Source organism: Catenulispora sp. EB89 (assembly GCF_041261445.1).
Taxonomy (GTDB): Bacteria; Actinomycetota; Actinomycetes; order Streptomycetales; family Catenulisporaceae; genus Catenulispora.
This window is the reverse complement of record NZ_JBGCCU010000017.1, coordinates 45,311-60,305: the sequence shown is the minus strand read 5'-3', so window position 1 is coordinate 60,305 and position 14,995 is coordinate 45,311. Positions and strand designations below refer to the sequence as shown.

At 69.7% G+C, this 14,995-nt stretch carries 14 protein-coding genes and 1 pseudogene; 8 read left to right on the top strand and 7 right to left on the bottom strand.

Annotation, left to right across the window (positions count from 1 at the left end):
- The first annotated feature begins 59 nt into the window (after window positions 1-59).
- From ABH920_RS31105 to ABH920_RS31085, 5 genes and pseudogenes are all read left to right on the top strand, one after another.
- On the top strand, window positions 60-1,658 hold the full coding sequence (locus tag ABH920_RS31105) for an HlyD family efflux transporter periplasmic adaptor subunit (RefSeq protein WP_370352762.1): 1,599 nt from the start codon (window positions 60-62) through the stop codon (window positions 1,656-1,658).
- A complete protein-coding gene (locus ABH920_RS31100) occupies window positions 1,655-3,601 on the top strand; it encodes a glycosyltransferase (RefSeq protein ID WP_370352761.1) in 1,947 nt (648 codons plus the stop codon). Before ABH920_RS31105 ends, ABH920_RS31100 begins: the two co-directional genes overlap by 4 nt.
- A 32-nt stretch (window positions 3,602-3,633) precedes the next feature.
- Window positions 3,634-4,563, top strand: a complete 930-nt coding sequence (locus tag ABH920_RS31095; protein WP_370352760.1) for a hypothetical protein — start codon at window positions 3,634-3,636, stop codon at window positions 4,561-4,563.
- A 24-nt stretch (window positions 4,564-4,587) separates the two neighbouring features.
- On the top strand, window positions 4,588-5,595 hold the full coding sequence (locus ABH920_RS31090) for a hypothetical protein (protein ID WP_370352758.1): 1,008 nt from the start codon (window positions 4,588-4,590) through the stop codon (window positions 5,593-5,595).
- A gap of 94 nt (window positions 5,596-5,689) precedes the next feature.
- A pseudogene (locus ABH920_RS31085) lies at window positions 5,690-5,869 on the top strand (hypothetical protein); the annotation flags it as partial.
- Here the strand turns inward: ABH920_RS31085 and ABH920_RS31080 are convergent.
- On the bottom strand, window positions 5,853-6,593 hold the full coding sequence (locus tag ABH920_RS31080; protein ID WP_370352757.1) for a TetR/AcrR family transcriptional regulator: 741 nt from the start codon (window positions 6,591-6,593) through the stop codon (window positions 5,853-5,855). The pseudogene ABH920_RS31085 and the gene ABH920_RS31080 overlap by 17 nt on opposite strands.
- A 207-nt stretch (window positions 6,594-6,800) precedes the next feature.
- Here ABH920_RS31080 and ABH920_RS31075 point away from each other — a divergent pair, with 207 nt between their 5' ends.
- The gene (locus ABH920_RS31075; protein ID WP_370352756.1) at window positions 6,801-8,414 is read left to right on the top strand and encodes a phospholipase C; all 1,614 of its coding nucleotides are present in this window, start codon (window positions 6,801-6,803) and stop codon (window positions 8,412-8,414) included.
- Between the two features lie 19 nt (window positions 8,415-8,433).
- Here ABH920_RS31075 and ABH920_RS31070 read toward each other — a convergent pair whose 3' ends face one another.
- The 6 genes from ABH920_RS31070 to ABH920_RS31045 form a co-directional block, all read right to left on the bottom strand.
- Window positions 8,434-9,477: a carbon-nitrogen hydrolase family protein gene (locus ABH920_RS31070; RefSeq protein WP_370352754.1), complete on the bottom strand. Its 1,044-nt coding sequence runs from the start codon at window positions 9,475-9,477 to the stop codon at window positions 8,434-8,436.
- Between the two features lie 166 nt (window positions 9,478-9,643).
- Window positions 9,644-10,693, bottom strand: coding sequence for a DUF2804 domain-containing protein (locus tag ABH920_RS31065; RefSeq protein WP_370352753.1), 1,050 nt, complete (start codon window positions 10,691-10,693; stop codon window positions 9,644-9,646).
- Between the two features lie 122 nt (window positions 10,694-10,815).
- Window positions 10,816-12,027: an NAD(P)/FAD-dependent oxidoreductase gene (locus ABH920_RS31060; protein ID WP_370352752.1), complete on the bottom strand. Its 1,212-nt coding sequence runs from the start codon at window positions 12,025-12,027 to the stop codon at window positions 10,816-10,818.
- Window positions 12,020-12,208, bottom strand: coding sequence for a rubredoxin (locus ABH920_RS31055; RefSeq protein ID WP_370352751.1), 189 nt, complete (start codon window positions 12,206-12,208; stop codon window positions 12,020-12,022). The genes ABH920_RS31060 and ABH920_RS31055 overlap by 8 nt, the downstream gene beginning before the upstream one ends.
- The gene (locus ABH920_RS31050; RefSeq protein ID WP_370352750.1) at window positions 12,205-12,375 is read right to left on the bottom strand and encodes a rubredoxin; all 171 of its coding nucleotides are present in this window, start codon (window positions 12,373-12,375) and stop codon (window positions 12,205-12,207) included. Before ABH920_RS31050 ends, ABH920_RS31055 begins: the two co-directional genes overlap by 4 nt.
- Complete coding sequence (locus ABH920_RS31045; protein ID WP_370352749.1) at window positions 12,372-13,562, bottom strand: alkane 1-monooxygenase; 1,191 nt, start codon at window positions 13,560-13,562, stop codon at window positions 12,372-12,374. Before ABH920_RS31045 ends, ABH920_RS31050 begins: the two co-directional genes overlap by 4 nt.
- Before the next feature lie 131 nt (window positions 13,563-13,693).
- On the opposite strand from ABH920_RS31045, the gene ABH920_RS31040 reads away from it, so the two are divergent.
- Window positions 13,694-14,290 (top strand): TetR family transcriptional regulator, encoded by a 597-nt coding sequence (locus ABH920_RS31040; protein WP_370352748.1) that lies wholly within the window; start codon window positions 13,694-13,696, stop codon window positions 14,288-14,290.
- An 86-nt stretch (window positions 14,291-14,376) separates the two neighbouring features.
- The gene (gene lepB, locus ABH920_RS31035) at window positions 14,377-14,982 is read left to right on the top strand and encodes a signal peptidase I (RefSeq protein ID WP_370352747.1); all 606 of its coding nucleotides are present in this window, start codon (window positions 14,377-14,379) and stop codon (window positions 14,980-14,982) included.
- Window positions 14,983-14,995 lie beyond the last annotated feature (13 nt).

Below are 14,995 nucleotides of genomic sequence, written 5' to 3'. Positions count from 1 at the left end.
GCCCTCGGATCAGCCCTCGGATCAGCCCTCGGATCAGGCATCGGAGAAGGGAGAAGACCATGGTGACCAAGGACCGGGTCCGCGGCATGAACGCGGCCCTGACCAGCGGCGAGGCCGGGGTCGGCGAGATGCGGCCGGCCCGCGCGCCGTTGCGGCCGCGGCAGCTGCTCGTGGCGGTCGTCGTCGTGGCGGTCGGCGCCGCCTCGGTGGTGCTGACCTACCGGGCGATGGCCGACCCCGCGCCGACCATCACCGGCCAGGTGACGCCGGCGCACGCGTACTACCTCAACTTCGGCGACGACGGCACGCTCAGCGCCCTGAACGTCCGACCCGGCCAGCAGGTCAAGGCCGGGCAGCTGCTGGCCACCGAGGACACCTCGGTGGGGCAGTCGGACCTCCAGGCGGCGCAGGCCCTGGTGCAGGCCGACACCACCGAACTGGCCGCCGCCCAGAATCCGCAGACCAGCACCGTTCAGCAGAACCAGGCCAAGCTCGCCGCGGCCAAAGCATCCTCGGCGGTCAGCAGCGCCCAAAGTGCGCTGAGTCTGGCCCAGAGCAAGGGAAAGAACAGCACCGACCTGCAGACCGCCGTGGTCGCCGGCCGCCAGCACATCCTGGACGACGACAACGCGCGGCTCGCATCGTCGTGTCCTGCGACGAGCACGACCAGCACGACGAGCACCACCAGCACAACAGCCGACGAAGCCGCCGGTCCCGCAGACGTGGTTGTCGCTCCTTCCGTATCGCAGAACCCTTCGCCGACCGGTCCCGACACCCCAGCCACCACCCCCGAGCCGACTCCGTCCACTGCTCCACCGAGCCGTCGGCCGACGACAGTCACCATGACGACGACCGTCAGAACGACGCCGACTGCGCGAGTGAGCCCGTCGGACCCGCCCGCGGCGCCGACCACCAACGGAACGCTCTGCCAGACGCTGCAAGCAGAAGCGGCCAAGGACAGCGCGGCACTGTCGGAATCGCAGGCCCAACTCACCTCGATCCAGTCCGCCGCACTGGACGAGCAGCAGCGGGACGCCGACCAGCTGACCCAGGCCCAGTCCCTGCAACAGACCGTCCTCGGCCAGTCGAGCCCGGGATCCGTCCCGGTCGCGGTGACCGTCGCGCAGGCGAAGTCGCAGCTCGCCGCGTCCCAGGCGCAGGTCGCCAAGGACGAACAGATCCTGAAGAACGCCTCGATCGTCGCACCCGCCGACGGCACCGTCGCCGACACCGCGGGCGCTGTCGGCGACCAGGTGCACTCCGACGGCGTCCACCAGTACGCGGGTCCGCCCGGGCAGACCGGGACGACGGCCGGCCAGCAGCAGGGGTTCCAGCTGTTCGCCGGGCAGCCGGCGGCCGGCGGCGACGCCCGCGCCACCCAGCCGAGCGGCTACGCCCCGCTCATCACCCTGTATTCGGCACCGATGTCGGTGACCGCGCAGGTCCCCGAAACGAGCATCGGCCGGATCCACACCGGGCAGCAGGTGACGGTGGCCGTGGCCGCGGCCGGCGCGACGGCGAAGGGGACCGTCCAGGAGATCCTGCTCGATCCGGCGAAGGTGTCCACCGGCGTCTACTACGACGTCGTCATCTCCATGGCCACCACGCCGCCCGGGGTCCTGTGCGGCATGACCGTGAACGTCGGCCTGCTCTCATGACGCGCGCACCGGGCCTCGTGCTGCTGATCCTGGACATCGCGGTGCTGATGGTCGTGGTCCTGCAGCCGCTCGGGCGGCGGTTCGACGACTCCGACCGGGGCGCGGGCGCCGTGGTCAGGCTGCCGCCGTTCCAACGCCCCTCGCTGCCCCGGGTCACCGCTTTCCTCACGCTGGTCGTGGCGGCGAACGTGGTCATCGTGGCGTTCCGCACGTCACCGTTCGTCCAGCTGTACCGGGCCCTCGTCGCCCGGCTGCTGGACTCGGTGATCCACGACCCCGCGTTCGCCACCTACTACGCGGCGAAGCTGGTGCCGCTCGTCCCGACGACAGTGCTCGAATTCATGGTGATCACCGCTTTGGTTCTGCCGGCGACGCCGGGCCGGCGGCTGATGATCGCGGGGCACGGCGTGCTGTTCCTGGCAGTGTCGGTCGTGACGACCACCGTTCTGGCGCTCGTCGCGCACGCCCTGCACGCGTCGGTGGGGCCGCTGCCGCTGATCGACCTCGTGTTGCAGGAGTCGGTCGCGTTCTTCGTCGTGTTCCGCTTCGCCTTCACGAGCTTCCAGTTCCCGCGGGTGACTCAGGTGCCGGCCGTCAAACCGGGCCGGCGGCGGGAGGCGCTGGTGCTGCTGCTGTGCCTCGTCGCGTCGCTGTCGCTTATGGGGAGTCTGGCTGTTGTGCTGATCGCGCAGGCCGGCGCCAACCTGCTCGTCGCGTTCTTGGTGGTGCGGGCGTTGCGTTCCGGCGTCATGGACAGCATTTACGTGCTGCTCGGCCTGGTGCGGTTCGCGGGTCCCGGGGCACCGCGGCCCGACGAGCGGCGGCCGCCGCTGGAGGTCATCATTCCTGCTTACAACGAGGCCGTGGTGATCGAGCGGACGCTGCGCTCCATCGACCGGGCCGCCGCGGCGTACGGCGGCAGCGTCCGGGTGATCCTGTGCGACGACGGTTCCACCGACGACACCCGCGCGCTGGCTGAAGGCGTCATCGCGGAGTTCAGGCACGCGACGGGGGAAGTGCTCCAGGGCCGGCACGCTGGAAAGTCGGCGGCGCTGAACCTGGCGCTCGCCGAGTGCACCGCCGACTACGTGTACCGGGTGGACGCGGACTGCGCGCTGGACGCGAATGCTTTCGTGTACTCGGTGCCGCACTTCTTGGCGCACCCGGATATCGGGCTGGTCGGAGCGTTCGTGCTGCCGAAGGAGCCTTACACCACCTGGATCGACCGGATGCGGGCGCTGGAGATGATCTTCAGCTTCGGGTTCGCGCGGGTGATGTTGGCGGAGGTCGACGCGGTGCCGTGCGTGCCGGGTACGTTCTGCGCGTTCCGGCGGCTGCCGGCTCTGGCCATCGGGGGCTTCGTCCACGGGACGCTCGGGGAGGACGTGTTCTTCACGTGCTCGATGGCCCGGCTTGGATACCGGGCGGCGATCGATCCGCGGGTGATCTCGTACGAGGACGTGCCGACGTCGGTGCGTCAGTTGCGCGTGCAGCGGTTCCGGTGGTGCAAGGGCGGGATCATGAGCTTCGCTGCGTATACCCCGTTCGGGTGCGGTGCGCCGAGTCCTCGGAACTGGTTCAAGATGCCGCTCGGGGCGGGGAAGGGGCTGCTCAAGCCGTTCGGTACGGCGATGCTGTTGTTGACGCTGGAGCTGTCGATTCTGGAACCGGCTGTGCGTCACAACCTGCTGCGATTCGCTGTGTTGCTGCTGGCGAGCCAGGTCAGTTCGTTCGTTCCGCGGCTGCTTGTCATGGCGTACTACCGGCGGCTGCGGCTGCTGCCGTGGTTGGTGCTGTGGATTCCGTTCTCGTTTCTCAAGCGGTTCTTCATGATCGAGGCGTTTCTGTCGTTCGGGATGCGGCCGGTTAAGGCGCCTTGGCGGTTGCGTGCTCGGCGTGGTCGGCGCGCTGGGCGTGCTCGGTGGGCGGGGGCGACCGAATGAGGTGGGGTGCTTCGCGGATCTGGCGGGTGGTTGTGGCGCTCGTCTTGTCGGCGCTGGCGGTTCAGCTTGCGGGCTGTTCTACCGGTACGCATGCGCGCATGCGTCGCGCGTCCCAGGCGCCGGCGGTGCAGTCGGTCGGCGGCAGTGGTCGGCCGAGTTGGATCCTGACCAAGGCGGCGTTGAATGCGCTTGCCGCGGATTCGCATGTGCGTGGGCAGTTGGCCGGGGCTCAGATCTTCGAGATTCTTACCGACGCCGAACGTCCGGCGACGGTTCTGCCCGTCGTGCCGACGATGTCGTTCAAGAGCTTCGCAGTCCTCGAAGACACGCTCGATCGGGGTGCGCTGCGTCCGGATATCCGCGCGGTCATCTATGACGCGGAGCATTGGGCGCAGACGCCGACTGACGAGCAGCGTGATCCTGCCACGTTCTACCAGCGTGCGGCGCAGATCGCTCATGCGCATGGGCTGATTTTCATCGCGACGCCGGCGATGGATCTGGTGAACGCCGGCGGGGGGAAGGCGGCGGATCCGGCGACGGCTTTTGTGGATCGGGGGATCGGGGCGGATGCAGCGCGGTCTGCTGACGTGGTGGACATTCAGGCTCAGAGCCTGGAGCGCGATGCCGCTGCCTACCGGAGCTTTGTCACGCGGGTCGCTGCGCAGATTCGGGCGGCCAATCCGAACGTGACCGTGCTCGCCGGTCTGTCGACCAATCCGCACGGATCGGCGATCACGCCCGACATGCTGGTCGCCGCCATGCTCGGGGCGGCGGGGCAGGTGACGGGGTTCTGGGTGAACGTCCCGGGCAAGGGGAGCGACTGCCCGAAGTGCAATGCGCCTCGGCCGGAGGTTGCGGTCGCTGCTTTGAGCGACGGGCGGGTGGCGCGGTTGGCGGGTGTTTTCGCTCCTTCTTCTGACGCGGCCGCTGGGTCGCATGGCTCATCTGCACCGAATTCCTGACCCGACGAAGTGGAAGGCACACTCATGTCAGTCGACCGCAGGTCCCTCGACCACAGTTCTGTCACTCAGGGCTCTGTTACTCAGAGCTCTGTCTCTCGCAGGCGGTTCATTCGTGACACCGGTGCGGCGGCAGGGATCGTCGTCGCCGCCTCGGCTCTCAGCACGAACACCGCCGCCGCCCGCCGAGCGCAGAGCACCGGGCCGACGTGGCTGCTGGCGCGCGAGGCGTTCGACAATCTCAACAACCCCGTACTCGACGGCAGTCCGAAGGTCTGCCAGAGCGCGTTCGGCAGCGGGAGTACGTGGTTCATTGCCTCGTACACCGGCGACAACACCATCGCGTCGCCTGTTCCGGCCGGCTACAGCGGCGTGGCCGTCCTCAAGTTCGCGAGCTACCAGAACGGGTCGACGGGGCTCGTGGACGCCATCGCCGCCGGGCTGCCGTCGTGGGTGACGGCCGTGCAGTACGACGCCGAGTCGTGGGCCGACACGCCGGATGTCGAGCAGGGCTCGTGGCTGCTGAATCGGCACACGCTGGTGAGCTACGCGCAGGAGTTCTGCGCGACGGCGCACAGCCACAACCTGAAGGTCGTGCTGTCTCCCGGCAACGACCTGTGCAACGACTCCCCGAACCCGGCCTACCCCGGGAGGCGTCCGCAGTATCCGCTCAAGTCGTCGGACGGCGGGATGGACTACAACGCCTTCGTCCGTCACGGCCTCGCCGCCGCGGCCCAGTACCTGGCGCCCGGCGACATCTTCGAGTACCAGGGCCAGCAGCTGGAGCTGGACGCACCCACCTATTCCGCGATCACAACGAAGGTGGCGAACCAGGTCAAGACCGCGAACCCCAACGCGCTCTTCCTCGCCGGCCTCGGCCGCAGCAAGCCGCCCTCCGACGGCGCGACGTGCCTCCAGCTCACCGACGCGGCGACCGCCGTCTCCGGCGTGGCGGCGGGGTACTGGCTGAACGTTGACGCGTATTCGAGTCAGGTGCGGCCGATGATCTGCTGCCTGAAGAAGCTGGGGTTCTGAGCGGGAGCGACCCGCGTGACCTGCTCGGGGCGGGCAGCCTGGCCGCCGCGACGCGCCGCCTGCTCGACGAGCGCCGCTTCGACGAGCTAGCGGCGCGAGCAGCGCAGTGGACACCGGCGATCTCGCTGCCGCACTCACCTGGCTCGGCGAGCGGCTGTACTACCTGGCGGCGATCGGGGTCGAGCCGTTCGCTGACGAGGAGGCCCTGGTGGACGTGCTCACCCACATCTGGATGAGCGTCCTGCACCCCGGAAGCTTCAGCCGCCGCGCGTGAGGTTCTCGATGAGCAGCGACAGCGTGAAGTCGAACCGCTGGTGGCCGTGGCCGGACGTCAGCTCGGTCGCATAACGCCGGGTCTGCGGGAACGTGTCCTCGGGCAGCGCGGTGAGCCGGCCGACCATCTCGTCCTGGCTCAGAACCCACGTCGCGTCCTGGTCCTTCCGCCGCTGCTGCACCAGCGAGACCTCCAGCGCGTAGCCGGCGACGTAGAGCGTCATGCCGTCCATGGCCCACGCCGCGGTCTGCGGCTCGATGCCGCCGGCGAGCAGGATCGCGAAGATGCCCTCGCCGACGCGCAGGATCTCCAGGTTCGTCGAGACCATCGCCAGCGCGGCCTTGGAGACCCCCGGGTACTCCAGGTACAGGTCGCGCATCTGCGCGTAGACGTCCCGCAGTTGCTCCTGCCAGCGCGCCGGGTCCGGTTTCGGCAGCACGATCTGCGAGCACAGCCGGCCGATGATCAGGTCGTCGATGTCGGCCTTGTTGACGATGTGCGCGTACAGCGACGACGGACCGGTGTTCAGCACGTTCGCCACGCGCCGAATGGTCAGCGCGTCATAGCCCTCCGTGGCCACGACCTGCAATGCGGCGTCCGTGATGCGCCCGACGGTGATCGGCGTCCGGGGCTTCGCGGCGGTCGCGTTCTCGGCCGCGTTCTCAGTCGCGTCCTCAGGCTGGGCGTGGCGGGCGGCGCGGCGCTGCTTGGGGTCGGGGGCCATGTGCTCCACTCTACCTCGGTACGAACTAAGTTCGTCACGAGCGGGGCGCCCCTGCCGGTGCTGCCGTCCGCGTCCCGGTGCCACGGCGATTCCCCTTCACCGGATCGTCGCCGCACTGACCGGTCGCAGGGCTTGTCAATACGCCTCGGACGGTTAGGTTACTGACGCGTAGCGCAGCCATCGGAACCGTCTTCACCGGAGGAACCCATGAGCGACCAGTCCGCACGTCCGGAACCCGCACGTCCGGAGCACCACGACGTCAGCCGCCGGGAACTGATAGCCGGATCGGCGGGGGCGCTCGGTGCGGCCGCGCTGGCTGGCGTCGGGGCGCACAGCGGGGAGCCCACCGACGCGCAGAAGAAGATCCTGGACACGGCGCTGGCGGCGTCGGCGAGCGGCGCGGCGAGTCTGAGCGACGTCGAGCACGTCGTGGTCCTGATGCAGGAGAACCGGTCCTTCGACCAGTACTTCGGGACGCTGTCCGGGGTGCGCGGGTTCTCCGACCCGGCGGTGCCGACGCAGACCGTCGGCGGCACGCAGTACCCGGTCTTCAACCAGTTCGGCTTCGCGCCCGGCATCGGCGCCTCCGCGAGCGGGTACCTGCAGCCGTTCCGGCTGGTGAGCAACCCGCCGCTGGAGAACGGGCAGACCACGAACGACGTCTCGCACAGCTGGGCCACGCAGCACCAGAGCTGGAACGACGGCGCCATGGACTCCTTCGTCACCGCGCACCTGGCCGCCGACGGCGCCAGCAACGGCCCGGTGACCATGGGCTATTACACGCGCTCGGATCTCGCCTTTTATCACGCGCTGGCCGACGCCTTCACGATCTGCGACGGCTACCACTGCTCGGTGCTCGGACCGACCGACCCCAACCGGCTGATGCTGATGTCCGCCTCGATCGACCCCGAGGGCACGCACGGCGGCCCGGTGGTGGAGACCTTCAGCAACCGGATCGGCGAGACCGGCAAGCTCAGCTGGGAGACCATGCCCGAGCGGCTGCTGGAAGCCGGGGTCAGCTGGAAGGTCTACAACGACCCGATCGGCCTGCTGGCGCTGAGCCCGCTGCTGTACTTCAAGAACTACGACAACCCCTTCTCCATCACCGGTCTGGAGCTGATCGGGCGCGGCCTGACGCCGAACTACCCCGACGACTTCAAGGCCGACATCGCCTCCGGCCATCTGCCGGCGGTGTCGTGGATCATCCCGCCGGTCGCGCTGTGCGAGCACCCGGCCGCGCCGCCGTACTACGGCGAGTACTTCGTGCAGGAGGTGCTGGCCGCGCTGGTGTCGAACCCGGAAGTGTGGGCCCGCACGGTCGTGTTCGTGGTCTACGACGAGAACGGCGGCTTCTTCGACCACGTCGCCCCGCCGACCGCGCCGCAGGGCACGGCCGGGGAGTGGCTGGCGTCGCTGCCCGCGGCGGCCGGCGGCGTGGACGGCCCGATCGGCCTGGGCTTCCGCACCCCGGCGCTGGTGATCTCGCCGTTCAGCGCCGGCGGCTACAAGTACTCCGGCACGCTGGACCACACCTCGGTGCTGCGGTTCATCGAGTCCCGCTTCGGCGTCGAGGTACCGAACCTGACGGCCTGGCGGCGCGGCGTCACCGGCGACTTCACCGGCGCGCTGAACCTGACCGCGCCGCCGGACACCGGCTTCCCGACGCTGCCGGTGGTGAACATCGGCGACACGTCGGTGGCCGAGCAGGCGGTGCTGAACGCGCTGACGGGGACGTTGGATGTGGGGATCCCGTATCCGCTGCCGACGTCGAACAGCATGCCCGCGCAGGAGAGCACGCCTGCTCGGCCCAGCGTTCCCTAGGTTCTGACTTCCCTAGGTCTTAGAAGCGGCTCCGCGCCTCGCTGCGCGGATCCGCGACCACCCGGTGCGCGTCGTACAGTCCGCTCCGCGCCTCGCGGCGCCACGGTCGCGCGTACCGCACCGCGATCTCCACGGCCGTCGCGCCGTCGTCGATCTCTCCGACAGCGACCGCGGCGGCGGTGGAGGCGGCGCAGCGTGCCGACCAGGTGCCGTCCGGGGCGATCAGGCCCGAGGGGGTGATCGGGCCCTGCGACGCCGCCGCCGCGAAGGCCACCCACATGCCGTTCGCCGCCGCGAGGCCCTGGGCTTCGGTCGCGAAGGCCTTCTCCCAGTCGTCGGTGCCGCTGCCGGTCGTCGCGAACAGGACGCAGTCCACGCCCTGCTGCTCGTACGCCGCGAACAGTTCCGGGTAGTGCACCTCCATCCCGAGCAGGCAGCCGAAGCGGACGCCGTCCACGTCGAAGGTCACGGTCGTCGCGCCGGGCGCGTACATGTGCGTCACCTTGGTCTTCGACAGCAGCCGCTCGTCGTAGCGGCCCTCGACCGTGCCGCGGTCGGAGATCACGTACAGGCTGTTGTGCGGCCGGTTCGGCGGCGTCAGCCGGTGCACGGCGCCGAGCACCGTCCACAGCCGCAGCTCGCCGGCCAGCTTCGCGACCGCCGTCAGCTCCTCGCGCTGCACGTCCCACTCGAAGCGGGACCAGTCCGAGGGGCCGACCTCGTCCGGGAGCGACGACATCACCCGCTTGTTCGGCGCGCACATCGCGCCCTCGGGGAAGAGCACGAGCCGCGCGCCGGCCCCGGCCGCCTCCCGCATCAGGTCCCGTACTTGCGCGCCGGCGGCCCGCAGCGCCGCGACGTCCCGTGGGTCGTCCGCGACGGTGGTCTGCGCCACCGCCACCGAAACGCGCTTCCCGTTGCCTGCCGTTGTTTCTGATCGCTGTTGCGACACCTCAGCTCCTCCTGAAGCTGTACGGAAGTGCCGGAGGGCAGCGGTGTAGGACTCGCCGGTTTTGGCGGCGCGGGAACGCACCCGCTTCTTGAACCTCTTGTTCGCTGTCATCTCGGCCTTCCACGCCCCGAACGGTGATCCCCCAGCGATCCGCCCGGAACGGCGGCACCTCGACAGCGACCTGAGACGGTGGGTCCCTTTGCCTCCGGTGGTCAGGCCGTGCTGGGGACGGCCGCAGGAGGTTCGGCGTAGGTCACGCGCGATCCATGATAGCGACTCACATCCGTGCGTCCATGCTTTCGCAGACGCCGTGCACGTCCTTCACTTCGACGACCGTGCCGTCGGCGGTGCCACCGCCGTCCTTGCCAGCGCTACCACCCCCGGTGCGTAGGGTGCCGGTGTAGCTGCCGAACATCTGGAAGTAGTCGATCGCCACCACACCGAGGTGGTGCTTGACCGTCTTGCGTCCCTCGGGCGTGAAGACGACGTCCAGCCGCCCGTCGGCCGACGCGATCCGCCACGGCGCGCTCGTGCCGCCGGCCTGCTTGGTGAAGCTGATGTTGGACAGCGGCTCGCAGGAGCCCGGCGCCCACAGGCAGGACTCCTCGGGCTGGCCGATGATCTCCGGCCGGTTGACGAAGTTCGCGCCGACCGGTCCGTCCTCTGTCGGGAGCGCGAACGTGCCCCAGACCCAGCGCGTGCGGTAGGGGAGCAGCGAGCGGTGTTCGTCGAGGACGGCGAGATCGCGCTCGGGGAAGAAGGTGACTTTCGTGTCGCCGACGCAGAGCGTGCCCGACACCGGGTACAGGGCTTTGTGCGTGTACATCTGCCCGCCGGGCAGGAGCGAGCTCACCGAGAGCGGCGCACTCGACGCGGTCGCGTCCAGCGTGAGATCGGCGGTGATCGCCGGGGCCTGGGCGGACGCGGCTATGTCGACCTTGATGTGGTGCCGGCCGGTCTGCTCGGAGAAGTCGTAGGCGATCTGGTAGCCGCGTTGGGCGATCGCGCAGCTGTTGTCCATCAGGTTGTGCGGCAGGTTCAGCGAGCCGCCGAGGGCGTTCGCCGCGTGTTGGTGCAGGCGCGCCGAGGCCCGGTCGTAGACGTAGATCTCGGAGCTGGCCAGATAGTGCGCGTCCTGGAGGATCAGCGAGGAATAGATCTCAGGGTGCAGCAGCGTGAAGCCGACCCACTCCTTCAGCCGCAGTCGGCGGCGGGCCCGGGCCAGGCCCTGGTACTCGGCGAGCGGGTCGACGACGGCCGGACGGCTCGGCAGTCGGCCGTACCGTCGGGTGCCGGCGACGACCAGGCGGTCATGATCAGCAGCCATGGGCGCTACTCTCGCCCCGCTCACGAGCTGCGTCAAGGGTCGGGGCGATCACTGTGGCGGGACTATGACCGAGGCGGGAAAGTGTGAGTGCCGCCAACTCCTGGACACCGACTCCCGAGCCCCTACTCCTGCGCGGCCAAAGCCAGCTGCCGCAGCGCCCGGAACTCCGCCGGCCGGTTCATCGCCACGACCCCGACCACCTTGTCCCGTCGCCGGAACACCACCGAGGCGTCGCACGCCGCCGGGTCGCCCTGCACCTCGTGCTCGGTGCCGAGCTCCGGCCGGCCGCAGACCTGGATGGTCACGCCGTGCTGGTCGGACCACGACCAGGGCAGCCGCGGGTAGGGCGTCAGCTGCCCGGCGATCGTCCTGGCCACCGCCGCGCCCTGCTCCATCGCCTCGTTCCAGTGCTCGCCGCGGTGCCGGCCGCCGTGCAGCGTGTCAGGGAGGTTCGCCGCGTCGCCCGCGGCGAAGACGCCGGAGGCGGAGGTGCGGCCGTATTCGTCCACGACGATACCGTCCGCGACCAGCAGCCCCGCGGCTTCGGCCAACGACGTTTCGGGGACGGTGCCCACCGCCGCGACGACGACCGCCGCATGCCATGCGCGGCCGTCCGAAGCGGTCACGCCGTAGCTGCTGCCACGGCGCGCGTTGCGCTCGATCCCGGTGATGGCGACGCCGGTGTGGATCTCGACACCGCGGTCCCAGTGCAGAGCGGCCAGCGGGTCCGCGAGCCAGGCCGGGAGGACGCGGCTCATCGGCCGATCAGCCGCTTCCAGAACGGAAACCGAGCAGCCGAGGCTTCGCGCCGAGGCGGCGATTTCGAGACCGACCAGGCCGCCGCCGATCACCACCACCGAGGGGTGATCGGCCAACGCGGCCGCCAGCGCCTTCGCTGATGCCAGGCTCCTGAGATGGTGCACACCCGGCACGCCGGCCGCCTCCGACAGTTCGCGAGGCTTGCTGCCGGTGGCCAGGACGAGGTTGCGGTAGCCGAGGCCAGTGCCGTCGGCCAGCGTGACGGTCGCCGTGTCGGTGTCGATCGCGGTCACCGTGGTACCGGTGCGCAGGTCGATGTCGTGGTCGCTCCAAAAAGCGTCGGGCTTGAGCCGGATGCGTTCGGTCTTCACAGTGCCGCGCAGCACGTCCTTCGACAGCGGCGGACGCCGATAGGGGGCCTCGGGCTCGGCGCCCACGAGGGTGATCCGGCCCTGATATCCCTCGGTACGCAAGGTCAGTGCGGCGGTCGCCCCGGCGACGCCGGTGCCCACGATGACCGTGTGCTCGGGACGGGCGAAGCGTGCCGGTCGCTGCTGCCCGGGCCGCTCAGGCACGGCTCGTCTCGACCATCGCGAAGTCCGCCTTGGCCGCACCGCAGTCCGGGCAGGACCAGTCGTCCGGGATGTCGGCCCACCGGGTGCCCGGCGGGATGTCCTCGTCCGGCCAGCCCACCGCCTCGTCGTAGACGAAGCCGCAGACCTGGCACTCCCACACTTTGTACGCTTCCTGGTTCATGCCTCGTCCCGCCGCTCGAAATCGATCTTCTCCCGGACCCCGCAGTCCGGGCAGGTCCAGTCGTCCGGCACCTCGGACCAGGCGGTCCCGGCCGGGAAGCCCTCGCGCGGGTCGCCCCGGCGCTCGTCGTAGACGTAGTCGCAGACCGGGCACTGATACGCGCTCATGCCCGGGCCCCGGAGCGTGCTCCAGCCGTCGCCCCGTACTTCGCGATCAGCTTCTCCCGCTTGCGCGGCTGGAGATTCGCCAGCCGTACGTCGCCGTCGAAGTGCGCCACGACCTTCGGGTCCATCACCTTGCGCCACAACGGCGGCACGTACGCCAGCACGATCATCGTCGCGTAGCCGCCGGGCAGCTCCGGCGCGTCGTCGAAGTGCCGCAGCGCCTGGTAGCGCCGGGTCGGGTTGGCGTGGTGGTCGCTGTGCCGCTGCAGGTGGTAGAGCAGCACGTTCGAGGCGATGTTGTTGCTGTTCCAGCTGTGCCGGGGCGCGCAGCGCTCGTAGCGGTCGCCGTTCTTCTGCCGCAGCAGACCGTAGTGCTCCAGGTAGTTCACGACCTCCAGCAGCGAGAACCCGAACACCGCCTGGATCAGCAGGTACGGCACGATCCGCACGCCGAACACCGCGATCAGCGCGGCGAACACCGCGACCGACATCGCCCAGGCGTTGAGCACGTCGTTGCGCAGCGTCCACGGCCGGCGGTCCGAGCGCTCCAGCCGGGCCTTCTCCAGATGCCATCCGGAGCGGAAGCTGCCGGCGACCGAGCGCGGCCAGAAGCGGTAGAAGCTCTCGCCGAGCCGCGAGCTCGCCGGGTCCTCGGGAGTGGCCACGCGCACGTGGTGGCCGCGGTTGTGCTCGATGTAGAAGTGCCCGTACAGGGTCTGCGCCAGCGCCACCTTCGACAGCCAGCGCTCCAGGTCGTCCTTCTTGTGGCCGAGCTCGTGCGCGGTGTTGATGCCGATGCCGCCGACCGTGCCGACGCTGACCGCCAGCCCGATCGCGTCGACGGTGTCGAGGCGGCCGGTGGACCAGATCCAGGCCGCCGTCACCAGCCCCGCGTACTGGAGCGGCAGGTAGAGGTACGTGCACCAGCGGTAGTAGCGCTGGCTCTCCAGGAACGCCAGCACCGAGTCCGGGGGATTGTCGGAGTCCTTGCCGATCGCCCAGTCGAAGAACGGGAAGATCCCGAACACCAGGATCGGTCCGGCGAACCAGGCGACGCCCAGGCCGGTGGCCGCGGCCAGCCCCCAGGCGATCCACGGGATCATCGGGACCAGCAGGCCCAGCGGCCAGAGGTATTTCTTGCCGTCCCGCCAGGAGCTCTCGGCGGGTCCGGACACGGCGATCGCCGTCATGGTCCGCTCCCTCGTGAATCGAGAAGTGCCTTACAAAAGTGCGAGCAGTGTCCAGAAACTAGACAGAAACATTGGGAGTGTCAAGCAGTCGGCGACGGCCCGGAGGCCGGGGTTGAATACAATCGCCAGGGATGACTCGCTACACCGAATCGGTCCGCACCAGCCTGCGGGACCGCGTGCTCGACGCCGCGTACGGCCTGGTCGCCGACGCCGGCTGGGCCGGGCTGCGCATGGCGCACGTCGCCGAGCGGGCCGGGGTGAGCCGGCAGACCTGCTACACCGAGTTCGGCAGCAAGGACGCGCTGGGCCAGGCGCTGGTGATGCGCGAGGTCGACCGGTTCCTGGACGGCATCCGCGAGGTGCTCGACGGACACGGCGCGGACCTGCGTGCCGGGGTCACCGCGGGCATCGAGTTCACGTTGCGCACCGCGGCCGACAACGAGCTGCTGAAGGCGGTCATCACCAGCCAGCGCGGCGGCGACGGCGAGCTGATCGCACACCTGACGACGCGGTCGGAGCCGTTGCTGGACACCGCGACCGCGATGCTCGGCGCCTACGCCGCGCACGCCTGGCCCGAGGTCGACGACTACTCGCGGGAGCTGGCCGTGGAGTGCGTGGTGCGGCTGACGGTCAGCAACATCGTGCAGCCGGTCGACTCCCCGGAGCGGACCGCCGAGCGGATCGCGCGGATCGTCACGCGCGTGGCGCTGCTTCCCGACCGCGAGTAGGTCCGGAGCTTCCGGGCTCTTCTCTTCCTGCCGTTCGCGCCTCTACCCTGCTCGCCAATCATTACCGGTCGGTAGGGAGGGGATTCATGCGTGCCTTGAGAATCGCCGGGGCCGTGGTCGGCGTGCTGGTGGTGCTGCTGGTCACGGCGGTCGGGGCGCTGGCCACGCAGAGCCGGACCGTGGACGGCCACAGCATGGAGCCGACGCTGCGCAACGGCAGCCGGTTCCTGGTCACGCCGGGGTCGGCGGATCAGGTGCACCGGTTCGACGTCGTGGTGTTCAACGAATCGGTCCGGAACACGACGATCGTCAAGCGGGTCATCGGGGTGCCCGGCGACAAGGTCGAGATCCGTTCCTCGACCGACGACGCCTACCAGGTGCTGCTTCAGGAAGCCGGATCAGGCCCCTGGTATCGGGTGCGGGTTCCGGCGTGGGCCGGGCAGGACGCGTTCGGCGGTACGTGCTGCAAGGCCGACGGCTCGGGGTCGACGGTCGCGCAGGTGCAGACCGTGCCGGCCGGGCACTTCTTCTACCTCGGCGACAACCCCGACGGCTCGGCGGACTCGCGGAAGTTCGGGTGGGGCGAGGTCCCGAAGGTGATCGGGCGGGTCTCGATGCACACCTGGCCGCTCTCGCTGTCGTGGGGGATCGGCGGCCGGCCGACGCTCACTGAGACCACGGCTCCGATGTGACACTCGGCAAAGG